Raw genomic sequence first — 23,034 nt, forward strand, 5'->3', positions numbered from 1 at the left:
TTGTGTCCGATTTTAATTTAGATCCATTCAATGCATTACAGGCAAAAACAGAGGCTCAAAAGCTCTCTTTTGCGCCGATCGTTTTTCACACTGCGCGTACACTGCGTGATTTAGGGGTATTAAAAGCCCTCGATGAAGCCGGTGAACAAGGTTTAAATGCGCAAGATATTTCTGCGAAGACCGGCGTTTCCGAATACGGTGTGAAAGTCTTACTCGATATGGCGTTGAGCGCGCATATTGTACTGTGGGACAAGCCAAATTATCGTATGGCAAACCTTGGCTTTTATCTGTTGCATGACGGTATGACCGAAGCCAATATGGATTTTACTGCGGATGTTTGTTACGCCGCGATGATGCACCTAACCGAAGCCATTCAAAACGGCACGCCGGCTGGTCTAAAAGAACTAGGTGATTGGGAAACCATTTACCAAGGTCTGTCTCAGTTGCCTGAAAAAGCCAAAGAGAGCTGGTTTAAATTCGATCACTTCTACTCAGATCGCTCTTTCCCAATCTTGTTGGAAAAAGTATTCCAAAAGCAGCCTAAGTCGCTGGTGGATATCGGTGGTAATACCGGTAAGTGGGCGATGCAGTGTTGTCATTATGATTCCGATGTGGAAATCACCATCGTAGACCTACCACAACAGCTTGAGATGGCGATGGCGAATGCCAAAGAGCAAGGCTTTGAGCATCGTGTTACGCCTTACCCTGCGAACATGCTAGACAAGCAGCAAGCACTTCCAACTGGTGCAGACGTATGGTGGATGAGTCAGTTCTTGGACTGTTTCTCGCCGATGGAGATCTTGAGCATTCTTAAGCGTGTGCGTTCGCATATGTCAGAGCAGGCAACAGTGTACATCCTTGAGCTGTTCTGGGATGCACAAAAATACGATGCGGCATCTTACAGTCTGAACGCAACATCGCTCTATTTCACTTGTCTTGCTAACGGCAATAGTCGCTTCTACCGCAGTGAAGACTTCCTAGAGATCGTTGCAGAAGCGGGTTTTGAGGTGGTAACTCGAACGGATGACATCGGCTTAGGTCATACGCTCCTTGAACTTAAAGCGGTATAACGCTTTCGTTGGATGGTGTAGGTAATGAAAAAAATAAAAACACAAGTTGTGGTCATTGGTGCAGGGCCTTCTGGGTCGATTGCAGCAGCGTTGCTCCACAAACAGGGCGTCGATGTTCGGGTGATTGAGAAGAGTGTTTTCCCGCGCTTTTCGATAGGCGAGAGTCTGTTGCCTGCCTGTATGGAAGTCATTGAGCAAGCGGGCATGACCGAAGCCGTTAGAGCGGCTGAATTTCAATACAAGGATGGCGCGGCCTTTCGCAAGCGTGGCGTGTACACCGCTTTTGATTTCCAAGACAAGTTTTCTAAGGGCCCGGGTACGACATTTCAGGTACAGCGTGGTGCTTTTGATAAAGTGCTGGCCGATGAAGCGCAAAAGCAAGGTGTATCGATCGACTATCAACATGAACTGATTGATATTCAGTTCACTGATCAGCACGCTATTTTGGATGTTCAACCTGAGGGGGAAGATGCGTACCAAATCGAAGCTGATTATGTGTTAGATGGCAGTGGCTTTGGTCGTGTGCTTCCTAAAATTCTCAATCTTGAAGAGCCATCTTGCCTTCCACCACGTAAAGCGGTGTTTACTCATATAAAAGACAATATTGAGTCGGCAGAGCACGGTTTGGATTACGATAGAAATAAAATCCTTATCTCTGTGCACCCAGCTAACCCTGACGTTTGGTATTGGTTGATTCCATTTAGCAATGGTGTCTCTTCGTTTGGTGTAGTGGGTGAACCGAGCTTCTTTGATGACTACCCGCAAGATAAAATTGATATTCTAAAGCAGGTGGCGAGCGAGGAACCGGGGCTAGCGGCAATTTTAAGCCAAGCTGAGTACACAAACCCAGCAGGCGAAATTGGTGGCTACTCGGCCAACGTGAAGCATTTAGCAACCGACAGATACGCTCTGCTCGGTAATGCGGGTGAATTCCTTGACCCTGTCTTCTCTTCGGGCGTGACCATTGCGATGAAGTCTGCTGAATATGCGGTGGATTGTGTTGCTAGACATGTGAAGGGTGAAGCTGTGGATTGGGAGAAAGAGTATGCCCAACCATTGATGAAAGGAGTTGATACATTCCGCACCTATGTCGAAGGTTGGTACTCGGGCTCACTGCAAGATGTTATCTTTTATGAGAAGCCAAATCCTAAGATCAAGCAGATGGTTTGCTCAATATTAGCGGGCTACGCTTGGGATGAGTCTAACCCTTATGTAAAAGAGTCTCAGCGACGTTTGTCTGCCTTGGCAGAGCTGTGTAAATAGGCGTAGCTTTTTCAACGGGCTTTGTCTTTAAACAAGCTTGGGTTTTCAAGAAAACTGTCTATAAATGCAAACAGCTGCCTCGGGGCAGCTGTTTTTGTATTTGGACTCTGATTTTGTCGACATTACTTGAGATCTATGCTGTTGAGGCGGCCCATAAATACCAGCAGGTCAATCACATCTTTGTGCGCATCTAATAAGGCTCGCTTGGTTTGGCTATAGGCGGCAAGTCTGCCATGTTTGCGGATCGAACAAACTTTAGTTCGATATTTATATTCGCCATTCTCGGCAAACACGCGCCACTTAGCTATATAGCACTCGTCACGGTGCTCTGGGTCGGTTTGTGTTGGATTGGGCTTGAATACAATCTTCGGCTCTAGGCTATGAGGCAGACGAGTCATCAAATAGGGGTCTTTGAGTACTTTGCCCCAAAACTTTCCCCACAACTGTTTACCGAGCTCATCGCGAAGTTTGATGGTCTTTTTGAGTGCCTTCTCTTCGCCAAGGCGTACAAATCCAACCGACCGATGCAGGACTGTATCGTCAGGGGTATGGATATGGATTTTAAATGCTGTTTTGCCTTTTGAAATGAAGCGGTAACCGGTGGCTCCAATCAGGTTATTCTCACTCATAGCTTACTAATTGATGGTTATGTTATTAGTAAGGTTACGCCAAATATCAGAAAAACAGAAATCAAATGGGCGGAAAAAATAAAGCCCCGACACGACGGTCAGGGCTTTGCTTTAGTTCTGAATGGTTTACATGACCTTCTGCATCACGTCACCAATTTGGATACTACCCGCCAAACTTGGCTGTTCGATGGTGAGCTCAGCTTCATTCTCGTAAACACGAGTCACCGTTAGGGTAATGTCACTCTTCGATACCTTGTTACGCGGCAAGCCATTTTGATCGATAAACGAGCCCGTGTGCCACAGTTGCAGTTTGTCACCTTGTTGCACGCCATGCAGGCGGCCTAAGTCCATGGTCACGGTATTACCAAATACGGCAGCAACTTCAGGTAGGGTGATTTTACAAGAGACTTCGGATTCTAGATCGAGCATGATGTTACGGCTTACGCGCAGCAGCATGCTGCCATAGGTTGAAGCCCAGAAACGAGCGCTCTTGGTGTCCACTTCACTGGTTTTTGGGAACGGCCATTTTGCCACTTCACGGTAGCTGCGGTTGTAGACTTGATGTCCCGTCTTGCCGTCATAAACCTGCATCTCCAAAGCAAATTGACGATTAATCACGTCATCTTTCAGCAGCTTAGATTCAATAGTGGCCGTTAAGTCGGTGATGGTGCCGCCAATTACATACTGCGCTCCGTGATCTTGAGCGATCATTTTCAGAGTTTCAGGTTGGCGTCGGTCGATCTCATAATCGGTCGTGCCAACGGAAACGAAGCTGCGCGACTCTTGAGAGAGCTGTCGGTTCACCACGTGGCTAAAGTCATCTCCTATGCTGTAGACACGACCCATAACCGCTTGTTGTGGGGAGGCAAGGTCTATGTTGCCAACCAAAAACGTCTTCTTGTATTGGCTCTCATGGCAACCATTTGCCGAAGGGTAAATATCGATGCGAGCGGTGATCATGATGTTGCCGCTGCGCTTACGCTCTTTGTCGACCAGTATGTATCTCACCTCGTGATTGGTGAATTGGTACTCTTTTTGTTCTGCTTGTAGGTAAGGCGTTAGGTTAGCAATGCTGCCAATATCGCCGCCAGAGAACTGCATAGCCTTGTAAAGGGCATCTTCAAGAGCGTGGACTCTTGCCGCATCCTCAGACGCGACGATCGTCGCTGTACCGGTAACCTCAAACCATGATGCATGAGCATTGAAGGTCATAGTGAGCAGTGAACCTATTGAAAATAGTGCGGAAAATATTTTTTTCATCTATTCGTTACCAGTTGGGTATAAATATTGCTTAACAAATTACCAGTAGCTTAATGCTGACTCAGGTGCCGCTTTATTAATGTGAACAATTAATGAAAAGCAAAGACTGTTCCAACATTGTAATCCATTGAAGGAAAGAATGGTGAGAATAGCGTTGCACAGTCTGGTACTAATACATCTGGAGATAACACAATGAAAAAATGGCTTGTGATAATCAGTGTAATGCTAATTACATCATGTGCTTATTCGCCTATCTATAACGGTAAAACTGAGTACTCAGGTAGCCAATTTATGTTAATGGATAGCCCGCGTCATACTATGGACTACTTTGTCGAGAGTATGACCGAAGATCTCATCCTGTCGAATACCAGCGTATCGGCACGCACACCAATTGCTGTGACGTCGTTTGTAGACTTACAACATATGGATTCGACCAACTGGTTAGGCAATTCAGTCTCTGAAGGCTTCATCCACCAGTTTCAACGTCGCGGTTTTAAAGTGGTAGACTTTAAGACAACGGGGTCGATTCAAGTGACGCAACAGGGTGACTTTGCGTTGAGCCGAGATTGGAAAGATCTTGCTCAAGAGCAGGATGTTCAATATGTGCTAACAGGCACTATGCTTCGCCAAGAGGGCGGTGTACTAGTGAACGCTCGTGTTGTGGGAATGCAAACTCGTATTGTTGTCGCTTCGGCGCAGGGCTTCTTGCCAGCGGACCGTATTGGTCGCGACCTTGATACCTTGAACAGCATCCGTACTCAAGATGGTGTGATCATTCGTTCAGACCCAACCATTAAGCAGCCGTATACGGTTATTCTTCGCCCATAGGAGCCTGTCATGAAGAAGGTGATATTTTTAATCGCAGCACTACTACTTGTTGGCTGCCAACCATTGCAGAGCATGCGACCTGACGATTTCTTGGTTGCGGTTGGTTACGCAAGTATTAGCGAACAGAAAGGGCGAAATGAGGAAGAAAAGCGTATCCGAGCGATGCGTGCTTCAAAGATTGATGCGTATCGCGAACTTGCAGAGCAGGTTTACGGAATGCGCGTAAGTGGCCGAGCTGAGCTTGAAGATCAGCGTTTGGGCACTGAGCTGACATCAGGTGCTGTAGATGGTGTGATTCGAGGTGCCGAGGTTGTGCGTAGTTACCCTGTCGGAGACAGCTATGTGACTGAGCTACAGCTTGATATCAAGAAGATGGATAAACTGCGTGATTACGGTGAGGTTCAAGCCGTGCCAGAAAAGAGACAGCAAACTCTATTCTAATCGTTTTCTAATCATTGTAGTTTGATGTTGTTTTCTGCTGTGAGCTTTCCAGATGGCAAGCGGCAGAAAAAGCAAAAACCAAAGATGCAAAAAGCGGCAAGTATTCAATACTTGCCGCTTTTCTTTATTTGAGCCAAATACAATGGATACATGTACTTGCGAGGAAGAATAGGAGGGTTACGCTTTTACGTTGGTTCCTAACGTAGATATGGTGTGCGTCTGACCACCGGCATTGTATGTCATGCCTATTTTTCCATGGCTTTGTTGCATCATATTGCTGAGTTTGTTGAAGCTAAGGTGCGCTCGGTTAAGCGCTTCACCGTTGGCCAGGTTTGCCTGCTGGCAGTCATGGACAATTGAACGAATTTTAGCAACCAGCTCAATAAGCTCTGGTTTTTCGTTTAGCTCTGCAACATTGGTATGTGTCGCTATTCTTTGGTCGGTACTTTTAAGTTGTTCAACCAGTACCACTTTCTCTTTCGCAATGCGTTCAATTTCGCTCGACTTTCTGCTAGTAATGGCACTCTTTTCCGAACTCAATAGTTCAGAGAGAGCTTGGGCGCTTTGAAGTTGAAAATTAACTAAATCTGCGAGTGCCGCCATATAAAAACCTAATAAAGCTTAAAGTCAGATGAACGCGAAACGAGCTTATAGGCCTTTAAGCTCGTTTTCGAATTTGATCATGTTGTCTGCCAGTTTTTCTGGGTCGACAGTGTATGAGCCGTTCGCGATTGCTTCTTTGATCGCTGCCACTTTTACTTGGTCAAAGCTTGGTTGTGCAGCCATGTCTTGATGCATTTGACCAATTGCCTTGCTTTGTTGGCTTAAAGAAACCGCATCTTTGCTTGCGGGCTTTGCCGATACATCAGAACTCGACGCTTGCGAACTGCTGGTATCAGTGCGCGCGGTAGAGCGGTTGGTTGTCGTTAGGGTTTGTCCCGAACGAATATTATCAATACCTGCCATAATTGAGCCTTTATCTACGAATATGGGAACCTGTACTGTCACTATCGACCGCCGGTTCAATTACTTTAGAGATTTTTAACTCAATTATTGAATTCGCCAACAAGATGTCATTTTGACAGGGTAACGTGTTAACAGAGAACGAAAAAATCTCTTATGCCGAAGTGTGTTGTCGTTAAACCCGCAACACGGCTTGCAGCCTGCGAGTTAGAAATAAACCGTCACTTCCGACATATCAGTAACAATTCCTTCAATTATACGCTGTGATTTATCATTTTTCACTCTTACTTGATCTCCAGTTGAACCATCCGTTAAGGCGGTGCCTTTTGTGGTAATGGTCATGCCACCTTTAACCGCTTGTATGATAACCTTCTCGTTACGACACACCACGCAAATATCACCCCTCTCAATAACATCGCCAGGGCGTAGGTTCTTTTTCACCTTCGCACCAATCACTTGTTTAGGAAGGGTGTAGCCTTGTCGGCGAAACTTGTTCAGTGAGATCATCGCGGTCGTCACATCATATTGACCAATGATCTCGCCACGAGCGATGGTTCTTGTTGCAGTGACTAGAGGTGCAGATATAGAGAGGCGAACGGGGACATAAACGCGCCACTCGTCAGGAATACACTGCACCAATACCGTAATGCTGCTTCGGGTGTTTGTGGTGGTTGAGGCACTGGTTTCTAAGGGAATAGGGCAATCAGTGGCTTTGATTCTTGAGTCGACATTGGCGGATCTCACCAAGAGTTCTCCGCCCATAGGCTGCTCAACGGTGTCGAGAATATGTTGCTCAGCGGCGGCTTGAATGGCCTCAATTTGTTCTGATGTCGCACCTTGTGCAAAAAAACTAAACAATATTGATATAATGCCGATAAACTTAGCGACAATTTTAAAAAAAGCTCTACATGTTGTTATGGAAAATGGTTGCAGATTTGAGTTATGATACGTCATTCTGTTTCTCTGGTGGTTCGTAGCCTGTAGTAGATTAACACTTTTTAATCAAAAAAGTTTGATATGGAGATGCGCTCATGACGGGTATTCTGGATTCAGTGAATCAGCGTACACAACTCGTCGGTCAAAACCGATTAGAATTACTAACCTTTCGCCTAATGGGGCGTCAGCGCTATGGTATTAACGTATTTAAAGTTAAAGAAGTACTACAGTGTCCTAAGCTGACTTCAATGCCAAACTTGAACCCGCTGGTTAAGGGTGTTGCGCACATTCGTGGTCAAACCATTTCGGTCATCGACTTAAGCCTAGCCATTGGCGGCCGTCCAACAACAGACGTAGAAAAGTGTTTTGTTGTAATCTCTGAATTTAACCGTACTATCCAAGGCTTCTTGGTAAGCTCGGTTGAGCGTATTATCAATATGCACTGGGAGTCTATCTTGCCGCCACCTGATGGCGCGGGTAAAGCTAACTACCTAACTGCAGTTACTAACATTGACAATGAACTGGTTGAGATTCTGGACGTAGAGAAGATCCTTGCAGAAATTTCTCCAGTTGATGAAACAATGGACAGCAAAATCGCAGAAGAGATTGCTGAAGTTGAACAAGAGAAACCGCTTGTTCGTCGCATTCTTATTGCTGATGACTCAACCGTTGCACGTAAACAAGTACAACGCGCAATTGAATCGATTGGTTTCGAAGTGATTGCCGTTAAAGATGGTAAAGAAGCCTACGAGAAGCTGATGCAGATGTCGGCAGAGGGCAGTATTTATGATCAAATCTCTTTGGTGATCTCCGATATCGAGATGCCAGAGATGGATGGCTACACACTGACCGCGGAAATCCGTCGTCACGCTGAACTGAAAGATCTATACGTAATTTTGCACTCGTCTTTGAGTGGTGTATTTAACCAAGCTATGGTGGAACGTGTGGGTGCAAACTCATTCATCGCTAAATTCAATCCAGATGAGCTTGGTTCAGCGGTTAAATCCGCATTAACTAAATAAAAAAGAGACATTAATGACTGCTATAACAATTAGTGATCAAGAGTATCGTGATTTCAGCCGTTTCTTAGAATCTCAATGTGGCATTGTACTCGGTGATAGCAAGCAATATCTTGTACGCAGTCGCCTAAGTCCTCTGGTAGCAAAATTTAAGCTGGCATCATTGTCAGATTTATTGAGAGATGTAGTAACGGGCAGAAATCGCGAGTTGCGAGTGGCGGCAGTAGATGCCATGACGACGAACGAGACACTTTGGTTCCGAGATACTTACCCGTTTGCTGTATTGGCGGATAAACTACTTCCGGAAATAGCGGCAAATAAACGTCCTATTAAGATTTGGTCAGCGGCAAGCTCTTCTGGTCAAGAACCGTACTCTATGGCGATGACGGTACTTGAAACTCAGGCGCGTAAGCCAGGTATGCTGCCAAACGTATCGATCACCGCGACTGACATCTCAGCGAGCATGCTCGATATGTGTCGCGCTGGTGTCTACGACAACCTTGCACTGGGCCGTGGTCTATCGCCTGAGCGTCGCCGTACCTTCTTTGAAGATGCGGGTGATGGTCGTATGAAGGTAAAAGACAATGTTAAGCGTATGGTGAATTTCCGTCCGCAGAACTTGATGGACAGCTACGCTCTGTTGGGTAAGTTCGACATTATCTTCTGTCGTAACGTTCTGATCTACTTCTCTCCAGATATGAAGTCCAAGGTATTGAACCAAATGGCAAACAGCTTAAACCCGGGCGGTTACCTACTATTAGGTGCCTCTGAATCTCTGACTGGTCTGACAGACCGTTTTGAGATGGTACGCTGTAATCCAGGCATCATCTACAAATTGAAGTAGTCATCGCTGCAACAAAGCGACATTAAATTAAATGATAAACCCAGCCAGTGTGCTGGGTTTTCTTTTTTCTGCGTCCCGGTATATCTTTAAACCAGAGTGACATTCCAATCTACTCTATTCTTGGCTTGTATATTGCAAGTTTAACAGCGAGTGACCGATAAAAAGCATTCATTGTTCAATTAACTATAAAAGTTGGTATACATATTGCTTCGGTTATTTCATAACAGTCAGTTCTTGAGTTGAGGTTTACATGGCTATTTCTTTTGACAACGCATTAGGCATTCACCAGCACACAGTTGGTGTACGTGAGCGCAACGCTGAGGTGCTTTCCACCAATATCGCGCAAGCAAACACGCCGGGCTACAAAGCAAAAGGATTAGACTTTAAAAAATCACTGCAGGCGGCAAGTTCTGGGGCAAGCATTGGTCTTAGCCGTACGGACGGTCGGCATATTTCTGCCTCAACAACGGTGAATGGGGAAACGAAATATCGCATTCCTACTCAACCTGATACGGGAGATGGCAACACCGTGGATTTGGATTTAGAACGTAACCTGTTCATGCAAAACCAAATCAGGCATCAAGCCTCTCTAGACTTCTTAGGAAGCAAATTCAAGAACTTAACTAAAGCGATTAAAGGGGAATAATTAGATGAGCTTATTCAATGTATTCAATGTGACTGGTTCTGCGATGAGTGCTGAGTCCGTTCGTCTAAATACGACCTCGAGTAACCTCGCGAACGCGGACAGTGTAAGCAGCTCAGCTGATGAGACTTACAAGGCACGCCACGCGGTGTTCGGCGCTGAGTTAAGTAAGGCACGCAATAGTGGTCACACTGTGCCGGTGAAGGTATTGGGTATCGTAGAAAGCGATAAACCGCTAAGCGCGGAGTACAACCCTGATCACCCATTAGCGAATGACGAAGGCTACATATACAAGCCGAACGTTAACGTTATGGAAGAGATGGCAAACATGATTTCAGCATCACGTGCGTACCAAACAAACGTACAGGTTGCTGACTCGAGTAAACAAATGCTGCTGCGTACGCTGCAGATGGGTCAATAAGGATAAGGAGGTAGCATATGGCCGGAATCAATAATGTTGGTCAAAGCGGCTTGTCCTATGTTGATCAGCTTAAAAATCTTCAAGACAGCAAAAAGCCTGACGAAACAACAGGTAAGCAAGATCTTAAACAAGAAGACTTCTTATCGTTATTGACTAAGCAGCTTGCTCAGCAAGACCCTTTTAAGCCGGTCAGCAATGACCAGATGATTGCGCAAATGGCTTCATTTGCGACCGTAGATGGCATTGGCAAAATGAATACACAGTTTGAAAGCTTGAATTCATCAATGACCTCTAACCAAGCACTTCAGGCCTCATCTTTGGTTGGGCGTGATGTATTGGTTCCTGGTGCGGCAGGTGTGAAACCCGGTGATGGCGGCATGGCGGCAATGGTAAAACTTCCTCAGGCAATGGACAACTTGATGGTCCGTGTTGAGAACGAAGTGGGCCAATTGGTTCGTACCTTTGATGTCGGCTCTAAGCCTGCAGGTGACACACGTGTTGAATGGGACGGAAAAGACGAAGACGGCAACCCATTGCCTGCTGGTAAATACAACGTGAAAGCGTCGGGTTTACTGGATGGCGAGAGTGCAGAGTTCGAAGTTTCGACATATGCGAACGTGAACAGTGTGCTTCTTGGTAAGGGTGATGGCAACGTACTACTCAATCTGGCTGGTTTCACATCGCCAGTACGACTTGCTGAAGTACTAGAAGTTGGCAAAGCGTAACTCTGAACAGAGTGAATATGCTAGCTAGATAGATTAGGAGAATATTGGAATGTCATATGTAGCTTTAAGCGGTCTATCCGCAGCTCAATTAGATCTGAACACAACAAGTAACAACATTGCGAACGCAAACACATTTGGCTTTAAAGAGTCGCGTGCAGAGTTTGGTGATGTTTACTCAAGCTCTTTGTTTACCAATGGCAAAACCACTCCGGGTGGCGGTGCTCAAGCAAACAAGGTTGCACAGCAGTTCCACGAAGGTTCAAGTATTTATACGAACAACCCAATGGATTTACGTGTAAGTGGCACAGGCTTTTTCGCTGTGGCAAAGGACCGTATGGTACCTGAGATTAACGAACTCACACGAAATGGTGCATTTCACCTAAACAAAGATAACTACATGGTTACGTCTAACGATGAGTTTCTTCTAGGTTACGATGTTGATCCAAACTCGGGTGAGGTATTGTCTTACGCACCGAAGCCACTATCTATTCCAGCTGAATTTGGTAAGCCAAAACAGACTGAAAACATTGAAGTAGGTGTAAACCTGCCTGCAAACGGTGATCTAAAAGACCCGGCTGCATTTAACTTCGAAGATGCAGATACCTACAACCGTGCTACGTCTTCGACAGTGTACGACTCTATGGGTCAGTCTTACAAGCTAACCACTTACTACCTAAAAGACCAAACCCAGCCGAACACATGGCAGACTTACTACACTATGACTGATAGTGAAGGCGAGAAGCCGTTGAACATTGCTGGTGGTGATGCGACAAACGCGACGGGCCATGTTGGTCACACTATGCGCTTTAACAACGATGGTACTCTGGCGAGCCTAAACAACGGCCAACCAATTGTGTCGGAAGCGTTAGGTGCGGGTGCTGTACCGATGAACCTAAACGGCGCGGACGTTACTCAAACACTGAACTTTGGTCTAGACTCTTCGACGCAGTTTGCGGCACCGTTTGAATTGACGAAATTCGATGAAGACGGCGCAACAACAGGCTTCCTAACTAAGGTCGACTTCGATGAGTACGGTAGTGTTCTAGGTACATACTCAAACGGTGAAAACGTAATGCTAGGTCGTGTTGGTCTAGTACGTGTACCGAACGAGCAAGGCCTAGATAAGAAGGGCGGCACTCAGTGGGATTCTACTAACTACTCAGGTGATAAAATCTGGGGTGAATCGAACAAGGGTTCATTTGGTGGCATCAACAACGGTTCACTAGAGCAATCGAACATCGATATGACTCAAGAGCTGGTTGACCTGATTTCTGCTCAACGTAACTTCCAAGCGAACTCGCGTTCTCTAGAAGTTCACAACCAACTACAGCAAAATATTCTTCAGATTCGTTAATACCTTCTTGGTTTGAATCATCTGCGAATACCCAATTCAATTTGATTGAATTGGGTATTGTTGCTTGCCTATCTATTTGCCGCCTCAATTGCCGCGCGGTAATGTTTGTTCTTGCCACCCCCTGGCAGAAAGGATCACTTTGATCTTTTAAATTTCTGTTTTTCTTATTAACCTTCTGATTATAAACACTATTTCATAGTTGGCACAGTGATTGCTTTATCAGCTCTAGATAATGATTTTTTGGAGCAAAATTATGGATCGCGCACTGTTTTTAGCTATGAGCGGCGCAAAGCAAAATATGCAAGCTTTGCAGCTACGTGCCAACAACCTCGCTAACGTAAGTACAACGGGTTTCCGTGCTGATTTAGCACAAGCACGTTCAATGCAAGCGTATGGTGAAGGCATGCCTACTCGTGTTTTCAGCATGACAGAACGTCCGGGCCACAATTTTGCTCAAGGCAGTGTTGTAACAACTGGTCGTGATCTAGACGTAACCATTCAAGGTGATGGCTGGATTTCAGTGATGGACAACTCTGGTCGTGAAGGTTTAACCCGTAACGGTAACCTCAAAATTGATCAGAATGGTTTGCTGACCAATGGCAGTGGCCACCTTGTTCTTGGCGAAAATGATGCGCCAATTACCCTACCAATCCCACTAAGCAAGGTTGAAATCGGTACAGACGGTACAATCTCGGTGATTCCTCAAGGCGCTCCAGCTGAAGAATTAGCCGTTGTTGATCGCATCAAGATGGTTCGTCCAGACAATCAAACCCTATTTAAAGATACGAATGGTCTTTTCCGTTCGAAAAACCCAGATCAGGCATACGAAGCGGATGCAGCCGTTAAGCTGCTGACTGGTGCTATCGAAGGCAGTAACGTGAATGCCGTCGGTGAGATGACAAGCTTGATTGACCTACAGCGTCAATTTGAAATGCAAGTCAAGATGATGAGCACAGCAGAAGAGATGGACAAGTCGTCTGACTCACTGCTTCGTATGAGCTAATAGAATTTAAAGGAAATTACTATGCATCCAGCATTATGGGTAAGTAAAACGGGTCTAGACGCCCAACAAACCAATATTTCAACGATTTCGAACAACTTGGCGAACGCATCAACGGTTGGCTTTAAAAAGAGCCGTGCCGTATTTGAAGATTTGTTCTACCAGAACATCAATCAGCCAGGTGGTCAATCGTCTCAAAACACTGAACTGCCAAGCGGCTTAATGCTGGGTGCAGGTTCTAAAGTGGTCGCGACGCAAAAAGTGCACACTCACGGTAATGCGCAAACCACCACCAACAGCCTAGACATGATGATCGAGGGTGATGGCTTCTTCCAAGTAGAAATGCCAGATGGTGAGACAGGATATAGCCGTAACGGTCAATTTACATTGAATGGCGACGGTGCAATCGTAACCTCTGGTCAGGGCTACCCACTACAACCAGAAATCGTAATTCCTGAAGACGCAATCTCGATTACAGTTGGTAACGACGGTGAAGTGTCAGTACGTATCCGTGGTGAGCAGAACAACGTTGTGGTTGGTCAGATCACGATCACCGATTTTGTTAACCCTGGCGGCCTTGAGCCAGTTGGTCAAAACCTGTACCTGCCGACAGGCGCAAGTGGTGATCCGCAAGAGGGTGTTCCGGGCTTTGATGGCCTAGGCAACATTCGCCAATCAATGTTGGAAACATCCAACGTTAACGTAACCGAAGAGCTAGTGAACATGATTGAAGCTCAACGTGTTTACGAAATGAACTCAAAAGTTATCTCGTCAGTAGACAAGATGATGAGCTTTGTTAACCAACAGCTTTAATCATTAGATTAAGCCACTTTTAACGCCCTGTACTGCTGACTGAGAGAGTATCACTATGAAACGTATTTTTTGTTTAGCCCTATTGGCTTCAATGACTGGCTGTACCATGTTAGAGCCGATCGAAACCCCGGCACAAGAAAACGCTACTACGGTTGTTGATGCGGTAGAAGGGGACAAATCAAGTGATGAAAGCTCTGGCATTGTCGATACTCTGCGTGGCCGTACTGATCCTGTCGCAGGCGACCCAGCTTGGGCTCCGATTCATCCTAAACAACAACCAGAACACTACGCAGCCGCTACCGGTTCACTATTCAACGTGAACCACATTGGCAGCATGTATGACGACTCAAAACCACGTGGTATCGGTGACATCATTACCGTGGCTCTGGATGAAAATACGCGTGCGACCAAAAAAGCCAACGCAGATATGTCAAAGTCGAATGACTCTTCAATGGAGCCATTGGCAGTGGGTGGCCAAGAGCTGACCATCGACAAATACAACTTCTCTTATGATCTAAGCAATACCAACACCTTTGCTGGTGATGCATCGGCGAATCAAAGCAACAGCATCAGTGGTTACATCACGGTGGAAGTAATTGAGGTGCTGGCAAACGGCAACCTAGTGGTGCGCGGCGAAAAATGGATGACGCTGAATACAGGTGATGAGTACATCCGTCTAAGCGGTACGATTCGCCCAGACGACATTGCTTTCGACAATACCATCGCTTCAAACCGAGTTTCGAACGCTCGAATTCAATATTCTGGTACAGGCGTACAACAAGATATGCAAGAGCCTGGATTCTTGGCACGATTTTTTAATGTAGCTCTATAGTGAAATTGACAGTGTCGAATGTTTGACCATCAGACGACGACACTGAAATCTCAAGAAACTTTACTTAAATCAGAGCAATAGAGACAGGTTACTCCCATGAAAAAGCTAGCACTTGTACTTTTCGGCATGTTATTTCTTGCCACCACTGCTCATGCCGCTCGTATCAAAGACGTGGCAAAAGTTGCAGGTGTTCGTAGTAACCAATTGGTTGGTTATGGTCTAGTTACCGGCTTGCCGGGCACAGGTGAGACAACTCCCTTTACAGATCAAACATTTAACGCGATGCTGCAAAACTTTGGCATTCAATTGCCGCCTGGTACTAAGCCAAAAACGAAAAACGTGGCCGCGGTAATCGTTACTGCAGAACTTCCTGCATTCTCTAAGCAAGGTCAAACCGTTGACGTAACTGTATCTTCAATTGGCTCAGCAAAAAGCCTGCGTGGCGGTACGCTACTTCAAACTTTCCTTAAAGGTCTTGATGGGCAAGTGTATGCCGTAGCGCAAGGTAACCTAGTAGTAAGCGGTTTTAGCGCGCAGGGCAACGACGGTTCTAAGATTGTTGGTAACAACCCTAACGTCGGTATCATATCTAGCGGTGCAACGGTAGAACAAGAGATTCCAACTCCGTTTGGTCGTGGCGACTACATCACTTTTAACCTAATTGAATCTGATTTCACCACTGCGCAGCGTATGGCGGATGCAGTCAATAACTTCCTAGGTCCACAAATGGCATCAGCTGTGGATGCGACTTCAGTTCGAGTTCGCGCACCACGTGAAATCAGCCAGCGTGTGGCTTTCCTATCTGCGATTGAAAACGTTGAATTCGATCCAGCAGAAGGCTCAGCAAAAATCATTGTTAACTCACGCACCGGCACCATTGTTGTCGGTAAGCACGTTCGCCTGCGCTCTGCCGCTGTGACGCACGGTGGTATGACAGTAGCAATTAAAGAGAATTTAAACGTAAGCCAGCCAAATGGTTTCTCTGGCGGACAAACGGTCGTTGTTCCCGATTCTGATATCGAAGTAACGGAAGGCGACGGCAAGATGTTCAAATTTGAGCCGGGTCTAACGTTGGATGATCTTGTGCGTGCAGTAAACGAAGTGGGCGCAGCACCTTCTGATTTAATGGCAATCCTTCAAGCACTGAAACAAGCAGGTGCGATTGAAGGCCAGTTGATCATTATCTAAGGAGCGGGTCATGATTAAGAACAACAACGACATTGGTTTCATTCACGACATCGGCAGTCTAGATCGACTTCGTCAACAAGCGGTAAATGGCGAAGAGGGCAGTGAGCAAGAAGCACTTAAAGCAGCAGCAAAACAGTTTGAATCTATTTTTACTTCGATGCTGTTTAAGTCGATGCGTGATGCCAACTCTAGCTTTAAGTCAGATATGCTTAACAGCCAGAACGAGCAGTTTTATCGCCAGATGCTTGATGACCAAATGTCGAGTGAGTTGAGTGCATCGGGTTCGCTAGGTTTGGCGGACATGATTGTCGCTCAGCTTAGTGCAGGACAAGGCACCGACCAACAAGAATCGAAAGTGCGCCAAGAAGGGTTTGACCCTGCGCTTGAGCGTCCTAAGTACTCTAAGAAAGTGGATAGAGCAGAGCGTTCAGAAAATGCAGCAAAAGTAGACGCGAAACCTGTTTCGTTCGACTCGCCAGAATCTTTTGTCGCTTCAATGAGTCCGTATGCTGAAAAAGCCGCGCGCGCATTGGGTGTCGACTCTTCACTACTTCTTGCTCAAGCCGCTCTAGAAACAGGCTGGGGTTCTAAGATGGTGAAAAACTCTTTAGGCAACAGCAACAACCTGTTCAACATTAAGGCTGACCGCAGCTGGAAAGGGGAAAAGGTTGCCACTCAAACGTTAGAATTCCACGGAAAGACAGCGGTGAAAGAACAAGCTTCATTCCGTTCTTACTCTAACTTTGAAGAGAGCTTTAACGACTATGTGAAGTTCTTGAATGAAAACCCACGTTACCAAACGGCGCTTCAGCATCAAGGCAGCTCAGAAAACTTTATCAAAGGCATTCATAGTGCAGGGTACGCAACTGACCCGAACTACGCCGATAAAGTGTTAAGAGTGAAAGCTAAGATCGATCAGATGAACTGATTTTATGATGTATAAAGAGCTTGCCAAATGGCGAGCTCTTTTTCTATGTCCCCCTTCTTTTACCTCGCTGTTTCTCTCATATAAACGCTCAATCTTTAGCTTGGCACGTAATTTGCTTTTTAGACGTAAGGTTAATCAGTTTTTGCTGATTTTATTAGGTTTTTTGGGGGCATTATGGCGTCAGATCTGTTGAATGTAGGTACACAAAGTGTGCTTACAGCGCAAAGACAGTTAAACACCACAGGTCATAACATTTCTAACGCGAATACAGAGGGTTATAGCCGCCAATCTGTGATTCAAGGCGTTAACGATCCACGCCAGTATGGTGGTCAAACCTACGGTATGGGTGTGCATGTGGAAAATGTTCGCCGCTCTTGGGATCAGTTTGCCGTTAATGAGCTGAATCTATCAACAACCAATGCCGCTAATAAAAACGATACCCAAAGTAATATCGACATGCTCTCGAGTATGCTGTCGTCGAACGCATCGAAAAAAATCCCAGAGAACATGAATGAGTGGTTTGATTCGATTAAAACCTTAGCAGATACACCGAATGACATTGGTGCGCGTAAGGTGGTGCTTGAGAAAGCCGGTATTATTTCGCAAACACTGAATGAGTTTCATGAAACCGTTCGTCAGCAATCTGATGTCGCGAACAAAAAGCTAGACATGGGATTGGAGCGCGTCAACCAGATAGCGATTGAGATCCGCGATGTTCAACGCTTGATGATGCGCACGCCGGGCCCGCATAACGACTTACGAGATCAGCACGAAAAGCTGGTCAATGAACTGTCGGGCTACACCAAGGTGACAGTAACGCCACGTTCAAATGCTGAAGGTTTCAACGTCCATATTGGTAATGGCCACACCCTAGTGTCGGGTAGTGAAGCGAGCCAGTTAAAATTGGTTGATGGTTTACCTGATGCACATCAACGCCGTCTCGCGATTGTTGAAGGCAAGGCGATCAAACCGATCACCAGTGCTGATATTGACGGCAAGATTGGAGCAATGCTGGACATGCGTGATGAACACATTCCTGATGTGATGGATGAGCTCGGTCGCATGGCAACGGCACTCTCTTATCACGTCAATGAACTGCAAGGCCAAGGTCTTGACCTCAACGGCAACGTGGGTCGCAACCTATTTACCGATGTGAATTCAGAAGTGGTGGCGAAGTCTCGCGTTGTGACCAGTGGTCAGTCGCAAGCGGATGTTGCGGTGTTTATTGATAACACCAATGCTCTCAAGGGCGGCGAGTACGGACTAAAGTACGACGGCAGTGACTATGTGGTGACTAAGCCGAGTGGCGAAACCATAAAAGTCAGCACCGATTCCAGCGGCAGTGCCTTTTACCTTGATGGCATGCGTGTAGAAATCCGCAACCCACCAGAGCTCGGTGAGAAGATCTTGCTGCGTCCGACGCGCAACTTTGCCGCTCAGATGCAGATGGAAAGTAATGATCCAAAAGACATTGCCGCACAGAGTTATGAAGCATCCACCACTTTTGCCCAAGGTGATGCGGAATTTAAAATTCTTCAAGCGGGTGACCTGCGCGAATTTGAAGTCATTGTCTCGCCTCGTGGTGAGCAGTTCGCGGTGACCGATACCAAAGGCAATGTGTTGATGCAGCCTCAGCCGTATCCACCTTCTGGCCCGATAACCGTTCAGGGAACAACCTTTGAATTAACCGCAGGCGCGATTGCTAACGACAAATTCACGGCAAACCTTGTCCCATCAGAGGGTGATAACGGCAACCTGCGAAAACTGCAGGATATTCAAACTAATAAGTCCTTGGATGAAGGTCAGTCAACGCTGCTAGATACTTACCATAACTTGAACACTAATACCGGTTTGAAAGCTTCGACCGCAAACCGACTCAGTGAGATTGCCACTTTAGAGAAGCAGTCTGCACAAGAGCGTATCGCTTCGATTTCTGGGGTGAACCTCGATGAGGAAGCGGCAAACATGATGAAGTTTCAGCAAGCCTATATGGCATCGTCGCGCATTATGCAGGCGGCAAACGAAACCTTCGATACTATTCTGGCGCTGAGGTAGTAGGGGGAAACCATGTTAAATCGCATCTCTAGTTTTCATAACTACCAGTCGGTTCAAAACGACCTGCGTCGCCAAGAGAATAAGGTTCACCATAACCAAGCTCAGTTGGCGTCGGGTAAAAAATTACAGTCACCGAGTGATGACCCACTCGCGACTCACTATCTACAAAATATTGGCCAGCAATCTGAGCAACTTAAACAGTATGTTAACGCCATCACCTTGGTGAGAAACCGTTTGGAGCATCACGAAGTGCTGATCTCCAACTCGGAAGGTTTTGCTGATGAAGCGAAACGTACCGTAATGGAGATGATTAACGGTGCGTTGTCGCCTGAAGACCGCTTGGCAAAACAGCGTGAGCTGCAAGAGATCTCGAATAACTTCTTATACATGGCGAACTCTCAAGATGAGTCGGGCAACTATACGTTTGCTGGAACCAAGCTGAAAAATCAGCCTTTCTTTCGTGATAACGAAGGTAACGTGATTTATGGCGGCGATGATTACCAGCGCAAAATGCGTGTCGCTAGCAGTTTTGAGATGCCAATGAATGATCCGGGCAGCAAGCTGTTCATGGAGATCAAGAACCCATTTGGCGACTACAAGCCTACGTATGAGCTGCAGTCGGCCTCTGAACTGCTGTTAGAGCGAGCGACGAACACCGAGTTCCAAGACCCGGCGACCTACAAAGTCACGTTCGTTGATATGCAGAACGGCAAGTACGCGTACCAGCTTGAAAAAGATGGCAGTGTTGTTGCAGCAAAAGATTTTGATCCAACAGAAGGGATCAAATACGAAGGCTTACACATTGAGCTTCGCGGTCAAATTACCAAGGGTGATGCGATTGTGTTGGAGCCAAGAGAGAATTTCTCGATTTTTGATACCTTCCGTGATGCTGCTGCACTGGCTGAAGAGTCTGTTTCTGACGCATCGGCAACCGCTCAGCTACACCAAGCGACGGAAGAGTTTCATGCTGCCTTTATCCATTTAACTAAGGCTCGTACCGATGTTGGTGCGCGTCTGAATACGTTGGATATTCAAGAGCAGCAACATGAGGACTTCAAGTTGTCACTGGCGAAAGCCAAAAGCAACTTTGAAGATTTGGACTATTCAAAGGCAATCATTGAGTTCAATGAGAACTCTCGTGCACTACAGGCTTCTCAGCAAGCCTTTGGTAAAACGAAAGATTTGACCCTGTTTAATTACATCTAACGCTCTGCTGTATCAATTGAGCCCTGCTTTATGCCTTATGTGCAATGCCGTAAGTGCGAGAGGGTTCTAAAAATTGCCGCTTTATTACTCGTTTTAAAGTGTAAGTAATGTAAGCGGCAAAAAGCGGCAACACACAGGTTAGAGAGATTACATAACAATAATCTATAGATTGCGCAGGTGATGGGGTTGTTTTTAAGTGATTGTTTTTGAATGAAATAAATTTATTTTGTGTCAATCTGAAACTTGGCATACAACTTGTATCTATGTAACTCAGAAATGATTTATACAGGTCTTAAACCCTAACTCAGGGTTTAGCAAGTAATATACGGTCAGTGCTTATCCATATGAGAGTAAAGCTGGCCGCTTCGCAGAAAGCTTGCGAACTCATAAGGAGAGCAAAATGGCAGTTAATGTAAGTACTAACGTTTCCGCAATGACAGCGCAGCGTTATTTGAATAAAGCGTCTAATGACCTCGCAACTTCAATGGAGCGTTTGTCATCAGGCCATAAGATCAACAGCGCGAAAGATGATGCAGCAGGTCTGCAGATCTCTAACCGCCTAACGGCACAGTCGCGTGGTCTTGATGTGGCAATGCGAAATGCTAATGACGGTATCTCGATTGCTCAAACGGCTGAAGGTGCAATGAATGAGTCTACTAACGTTCTACAACGTATGCGTGACTTGGCAATCCAATCTTCAAACGGTACTAACACGGCTGCTGAACGTACAGCACTGAATGAAGAGTCTATGGCTCTTCAAGATGAGCTTAACCGTATTGCTGAAACCACTTCATTTGGTGGTCGTCGACTACTGAACGGTTCGTTCGGTGAGGCCTCTTTCCAGATCGGTTCTAACTCTGGTGAAGCGATGATCATGGCGTTGACCAGCATCCGTGCTGATGACTTCCGCATGGGTGGTACGACGTTTGATTCAGAGAACGGTAAAGACAAGAACTGGGGAGTACCAGCAGATGCTCGTGACCTGAAGCTTGAATTCGTGACCAAGTCTGGTGAAGAAGTGAAGCTTGAGCTGATGACCAAATCAGGTGATGACATCGAAGAGCTAGCGACGTACATCAATGGTCAGTCTGACTTGATCAACGCATCGGTAACCGATGACGGTCGTCTACAAGTGTTTGTTGCTGAACCGGATCTACAACAAGGTTCTATGTCTATCTCTGGTGGCTTGGCTTCTGAGCTAGGCCTTAAGAGTGAAGGTCGTCAAACGACGGTACAAGACATCGACCTAATGACGGTTGCAGGCTCACAGAACGCAATCAGCATCATCGATTCTGCTCTGACTTACGTTGATTCACAGCGTTCTGACCTAGGTGCGAAACAAAACCGTCTAAGCCACAGTATTAACAACTTGGCGAACGTACAAGAAAACGTAGATGCGTCTAACAGCCGAATCAAAGATACCGATTTTGCGAAAGAGACGACGCAAATGACGAAATCTCAAATTCTGCAACAAGCAGGTACTTCAATACTTGCTCAAGCAAAACAGTTGCCTAACTCTGCAATGTCACTATTGCAATAGTTATTGGTTGACCTTGCTGTTCGTGTCCAGACGTGGGCCATACAGCAAGGAAAACTGGCAAGCATACTTACTATTGAGTGTTTAGCTCTCTCATCTCTCACCTGCTTCACATTTTTACGGTAAGGATGCAACGGTAAGTCAGAATGTGTTCATTTCTCGATGATCTCCACACAGGCTCTGGCCACCACCTAGCCCCAGTTCTCTCAAAGGAAAAGGGGCTTTTTCCTTTCTAGCGTTCCTGTTTTTCCGCTTTTAGCTTTCCCGTTTTTTAACATACTTCATTCATTTTCTTTCTGAATCCTGACCCTGCCTAAATTTTATCTGGTTAAAAGTTGCACGATCATTAAACGTCTCTTTTCTTAAATTTGCCCAAGATCCACCTTTGAAGTGCCCAATAGTTGAACTCTTCTAATTTTCAAACGTGAACTTTAGATCTTTGTAGAATAAAAAGATCTTACTTATCTGTTTGTTTTTATTGAGTTTATTAAATTATTTGGTTTTTTTTGAAGTTTTTTCTAAAGCTATACAAATTCGCGCCGTTATTAAAAGTAACTTTGAGAGAACTACTTGGTTTTCCGAGACGTCGGAAACCGCAACACCGGAAAATCAATTGGAGAAATCACCATGGCAGTGAATGTAAATACCAACGTTTCAGCGATGACTGCGCAACGTTACCTAAACAACGCAAACAGCGCTCAACAGACTTCTATGGAGCGTCTAGCTTCTGGCTCTAAAATCAACAGCGCAAAAGATGACGCTGCGGGCCTACAAATCTCTAACCGTTTGAACGTACAAAGCCGCGGTCTAGACGTAGCAGTACGTAACGCGAACGACGGTATCTCGATTGCACAAACTGCTGAAGGTGCAATGAACGAGACAACAAACATCCTGCAACGTATGCGTGACCTTTCTCTACAATCTGCAAACGGTTCAAACTCTAAGTCTGAGCGTGTAGCGATTCAAGAAGAAGTAACAGCACTGAACGACGAACTAAACCGTATCGCAGAAACAACCTCTTTTGGTGGTAACAAGCTTCTGAACGGTACACACGGTACTAAGTCTTTCCAAATCGGTGC

At 45.9% G+C, this 23,034-nt stretch carries 23 protein-coding genes and 1 pseudogene; 19 read left to right on the plus strand and 5 right to left on the minus strand.

Annotation, left to right across the window (positions count from 1 at the left end):
• Positions 1–2 precede the first annotated feature (2 nt).
• Both KI655_RS18235 and KI655_RS18240 read left to right on the plus strand, forming a co-directional pair.
• Complete coding sequence (locus tag KI655_RS18235; protein ID WP_285407695.1) at positions 3–1,070, plus strand: methyltransferase; 1,068 nt, start codon at positions 3–5, stop codon at positions 1,068–1,070.
• Positions 1,071–1,094: 24 nt separating this feature from the next.
• Entirely contained in the window at positions 1,095–2,333 is a 1,239-nt protein-coding gene (locus KI655_RS18240) for an NAD(P)/FAD-dependent oxidoreductase (protein ID WP_285407697.1), read from the plus strand.
• A gap of 122 nt (positions 2,334–2,455) precedes the next feature.
• Here the strand turns inward: KI655_RS18240 and KI655_RS18245 are convergent, their stop codons facing one another.
• Together KI655_RS18245 and KI655_RS18250 are read right to left on the minus strand one after the other, a co-directional pair.
• Complete coding sequence (locus KI655_RS18245) at positions 2,456–2,962, minus strand: Fe3+-citrate ABC transporter substrate-binding protein (RefSeq protein WP_285407699.1); 507 nt, start codon at positions 2,960–2,962, stop codon at positions 2,456–2,458.
• A 126-nt stretch (positions 2,963–3,088) separates the two neighbouring features.
• Positions 3,089–4,222, minus strand: a complete 1,134-nt coding sequence (locus tag KI655_RS18250) for a flagellar assembly protein FlgT (RefSeq protein WP_285407701.1) — start codon at positions 4,220–4,222, stop codon at positions 3,089–3,091.
• A 192-nt stretch (positions 4,223–4,414) separates the two neighbouring features.
• On the opposite strand from KI655_RS18250, the gene KI655_RS18255 reads away from it, so the two are divergent.
• Positions 4,415–5,050: a FlgO family outer membrane protein gene (locus KI655_RS18255; RefSeq protein WP_285407702.1), complete on the plus strand. Its 636-nt coding sequence runs from the start codon at positions 4,415–4,417 to the stop codon at positions 5,048–5,050.
• A 9-nt stretch (positions 5,051–5,059) separates the two neighbouring features.
• Positions 5,060–5,491: a flagellar assembly lipoprotein FlgP gene (gene flgP / locus KI655_RS18260; RefSeq protein WP_285407703.1), complete on the plus strand. Its 432-nt coding sequence runs from the start codon at positions 5,060–5,062 to the stop codon at positions 5,489–5,491.
• A 177-nt stretch (positions 5,492–5,668) separates the two neighbouring features.
• Here the strand turns inward: flgP and KI655_RS18265 are convergent, their stop codons facing one another.
• From KI655_RS18265 to flgA, 3 genes are all read right to left on the minus strand, one after another.
• A complete protein-coding gene (locus KI655_RS18265) occupies positions 5,669–6,094 on the minus strand; it encodes a flagella synthesis protein FlgN (protein ID WP_285407705.1) in 426 nt (141 codons plus the stop codon).
• 45 nt (positions 6,095–6,139) lie between these two features.
• The gene (gene flgM / locus KI655_RS18270) at positions 6,140–6,457 is read right to left on the minus strand and encodes a flagellar biosynthesis anti-sigma factor FlgM (protein ID WP_261903756.1); all 318 of its coding nucleotides are present in this window, start codon (positions 6,455–6,457) and stop codon (positions 6,140–6,142) included.
• Between the two features lie 204 nt (positions 6,458–6,661).
• Positions 6,662–7,408 carry a flagellar basal body P-ring formation chaperone FlgA gene (gene flgA, locus KI655_RS18275; RefSeq protein ID WP_285407707.1) on the minus strand — a complete coding sequence of 249 codons (747 nt, stop codon included), beginning with the start codon at positions 7,406–7,408 and terminating at the stop codon, positions 6,662–6,664.
• A gap of 77 nt (positions 7,409–7,485) precedes the next feature.
• Here flgA and KI655_RS18280 point away from each other — a divergent pair, with 77 nt between their 5' ends.
• From KI655_RS18280 to KI655_RS18350, 15 genes and pseudogenes are all read left to right on the plus strand, one after another.
• Positions 7,486–8,412, plus strand: a complete 927-nt coding sequence (locus KI655_RS18280; RefSeq protein WP_150895526.1) for a chemotaxis protein CheV — start codon at positions 7,486–7,488, stop codon at positions 8,410–8,412.
• Positions 8,413–8,425: 13 nt separating this feature from the next.
• Entirely contained in the window at positions 8,426–9,253 is an 828-nt protein-coding gene (locus tag KI655_RS18285; protein ID WP_285407708.1) for a protein-glutamate O-methyltransferase, read from the plus strand.
• 250 nt (positions 9,254–9,503) lie between these two features.
• Positions 9,504–9,899, plus strand: coding sequence for a flagellar basal body rod protein FlgB (gene flgB / locus KI655_RS18290; RefSeq protein WP_004736175.1), 396 nt, complete (start codon positions 9,504–9,506; stop codon positions 9,897–9,899).
• Positions 9,900–9,903: 4 nt separating this feature from the next.
• Positions 9,904–10,317, plus strand: coding sequence for a flagellar basal body rod protein FlgC (gene flgC, locus KI655_RS18295; RefSeq protein WP_032550123.1), 414 nt, complete (start codon positions 9,904–9,906; stop codon positions 10,315–10,317).
• A gap of 17 nt (positions 10,318–10,334) precedes the next feature.
• A complete protein-coding gene (flgD, locus tag KI655_RS18300) occupies positions 10,335–11,042 on the plus strand; it encodes a flagellar hook assembly protein FlgD (RefSeq protein WP_285407737.1) in 708 nt (235 codons plus the stop codon).
• A 49-nt stretch (positions 11,043–11,091) separates the two neighbouring features.
• Entirely contained in the window at positions 11,092–12,396 is a 1,305-nt protein-coding gene (gene flgE, locus KI655_RS18305; protein WP_285407738.1) for a flagellar hook protein FlgE, read from the plus strand.
• Between the two features lie 253 nt (positions 12,397–12,649).
• Positions 12,650–13,399: a flagellar basal-body rod protein FlgF gene (gene flgF / locus KI655_RS18310; RefSeq protein ID WP_285407739.1), complete on the plus strand. Its 750-nt coding sequence runs from the start codon at positions 12,650–12,652 to the stop codon at positions 13,397–13,399.
• Positions 13,400–13,420: 21 nt separating this feature from the next.
• Positions 13,421–14,209: a flagellar basal-body rod protein FlgG gene (gene flgG, locus KI655_RS18315; protein WP_032550127.1), complete on the plus strand. Its 789-nt coding sequence runs from the start codon at positions 13,421–13,423 to the stop codon at positions 14,207–14,209.
• 55 nt (positions 14,210–14,264) lie between these two features.
• A complete protein-coding gene (gene flgH, locus KI655_RS18320) occupies positions 14,265–15,041 on the plus strand; it encodes a flagellar basal body L-ring protein FlgH (RefSeq protein WP_285407740.1) in 777 nt (258 codons plus the stop codon).
• Between the two features lie 96 nt (positions 15,042–15,137).
• Positions 15,138–16,229: a flagellar basal body P-ring protein FlgI gene (locus KI655_RS18325; protein WP_032550129.1), complete on the plus strand. Its 1,092-nt coding sequence runs from the start codon at positions 15,138–15,140 to the stop codon at positions 16,227–16,229.
• Between the two features lie 10 nt (positions 16,230–16,239).
• A complete protein-coding gene (gene flgJ, locus KI655_RS18330) occupies positions 16,240–17,157 on the plus strand; it encodes a flagellar assembly peptidoglycan hydrolase FlgJ (protein ID WP_285407742.1) in 918 nt (305 codons plus the stop codon).
• A gap of 174 nt (positions 17,158–17,331) precedes the next feature.
• Positions 17,332–19,212: a flagellar hook-associated protein FlgK gene (gene flgK, locus KI655_RS18335; RefSeq protein ID WP_285407744.1), complete on the plus strand. Its 1,881-nt coding sequence runs from the start codon at positions 17,332–17,334 to the stop codon at positions 19,210–19,212.
• Between the two features lie 12 nt (positions 19,213–19,224).
• Positions 19,225–20,418, plus strand: a complete 1,194-nt coding sequence (gene flgL / locus KI655_RS18340) for a flagellar hook-associated protein FlgL (RefSeq protein WP_285407745.1) — start codon at positions 19,225–19,227, stop codon at positions 20,416–20,418.
• A 400-nt stretch (positions 20,419–20,818) separates the two neighbouring features.
• On the plus strand, positions 20,819–21,958 hold the full coding sequence (locus KI655_RS18345) for a flagellin (protein ID WP_285407746.1): 1,140 nt from the start codon (positions 20,819–20,821) through the stop codon (positions 21,956–21,958).
• Positions 21,959–22,582: 624 nt separating this feature from the next.
• A pseudogene (locus KI655_RS18350) lies at positions 22,583–23,034 on the plus strand (flagellin B); the annotation flags it as partial.

Source organism: Vibrio sp. D404a, assembly GCF_030248535.1.
Lineage (GTDB): Bacteria > Pseudomonadota > Gammaproteobacteria > Enterobacterales > Vibrionaceae > Vibrio.

Coding starts and splice junctions, on each gene's coding strand:
- KI655_RS18345 (WP_285407746.1), top strand. CDS start 20,819: ATGGCAGTTAATGTAAGTACTAACGTTTCCGCAATGACAGCGCAGCGT.
- flgP (WP_285407703.1), top strand. CDS start 5,060: ATGAAGAAGGTGATATTTTTAATCGCAGCACTACTACTTGTTGGCTGC.
- KI655_RS18255 (WP_285407702.1), top strand. CDS start 4,415: ATGAAAAAATGGCTTGTGATAATCAGTGTAATGCTAATTACATCATGT.
- flgK (WP_285407744.1), top strand. CDS start 17,332: ATGGCGTCAGATCTGTTGAATGTAGGTACACAAAGTGTGCTTACAGCG.
- KI655_RS18325 (WP_032550129.1), top strand. CDS start 15,138: ATGAAAAAGCTAGCACTTGTACTTTTCGGCATGTTATTTCTTGCCACC.
- KI655_RS18245 (WP_285407699.1), bottom strand. CDS start 2,962: ATGAGTGAGAATAACCTGATTGGAGCCACCGGTTACCGCTTCATTTCA.
- flgE (WP_285407738.1), top strand. CDS start 11,092: ATGTCATATGTAGCTTTAAGCGGTCTATCCGCAGCTCAATTAGATCTG.
- flgL (WP_285407745.1), top strand. CDS start 19,225: ATGTTAAATCGCATCTCTAGTTTTCATAACTACCAGTCGGTTCAAAAC.
- KI655_RS18285 (WP_285407708.1), top strand. CDS start 8,426: ATGACTGCTATAACAATTAGTGATCAAGAGTATCGTGATTTCAGCCGT.
- flgA (WP_285407707.1), bottom strand. CDS start 7,408: ATGACGTATCATAACTCAAATCTGCAACCATTTTCCATAACAACATGT.
- KI655_RS18250 (WP_285407701.1), bottom strand. CDS start 4,222: ATGAAAAAAATATTTTCCGCACTATTTTCAATAGGTTCACTGCTCACT.
- flgH (WP_285407740.1), top strand. CDS start 14,265: ATGAAACGTATTTTTTGTTTAGCCCTATTGGCTTCAATGACTGGCTGT.
- flgG (WP_032550127.1), top strand. CDS start 13,421: ATGCATCCAGCATTATGGGTAAGTAAAACGGGTCTAGACGCCCAACAA.
- KI655_RS18240 (WP_285407697.1), top strand. CDS start 1,095: ATGAAAAAAATAAAAACACAAGTTGTGGTCATTGGTGCAGGGCCTTCT.
- flgB (WP_004736175.1), top strand. CDS start 9,504: ATGGCTATTTCTTTTGACAACGCATTAGGCATTCACCAGCACACAGTT.
- flgC (WP_032550123.1), top strand. CDS start 9,904: ATGAGCTTATTCAATGTATTCAATGTGACTGGTTCTGCGATGAGTGCT.
- KI655_RS18265 (WP_285407705.1), bottom strand. CDS start 6,094: ATGGCGGCACTCGCAGATTTAGTTAATTTTCAACTTCAAAGCGCCCAA.
- flgD (WP_285407737.1), top strand. CDS start 10,335: ATGGCCGGAATCAATAATGTTGGTCAAAGCGGCTTGTCCTATGTTGAT.
- flgM (WP_261903756.1), bottom strand. CDS start 6,457: ATGGCAGGTATTGATAATATTCGTTCGGGACAAACCCTAACGACAACC.
- flgF (WP_285407739.1), top strand. CDS start 12,650: ATGGATCGCGCACTGTTTTTAGCTATGAGCGGCGCAAAGCAAAATATG.
- flgJ (WP_285407742.1), top strand. CDS start 16,240: ATGATTAAGAACAACAACGACATTGGTTTCATTCACGACATCGGCAGT.
- KI655_RS18280 (WP_150895526.1), top strand. CDS start 7,486: ATGACGGGTATTCTGGATTCAGTGAATCAGCGTACACAACTCGTCGGT.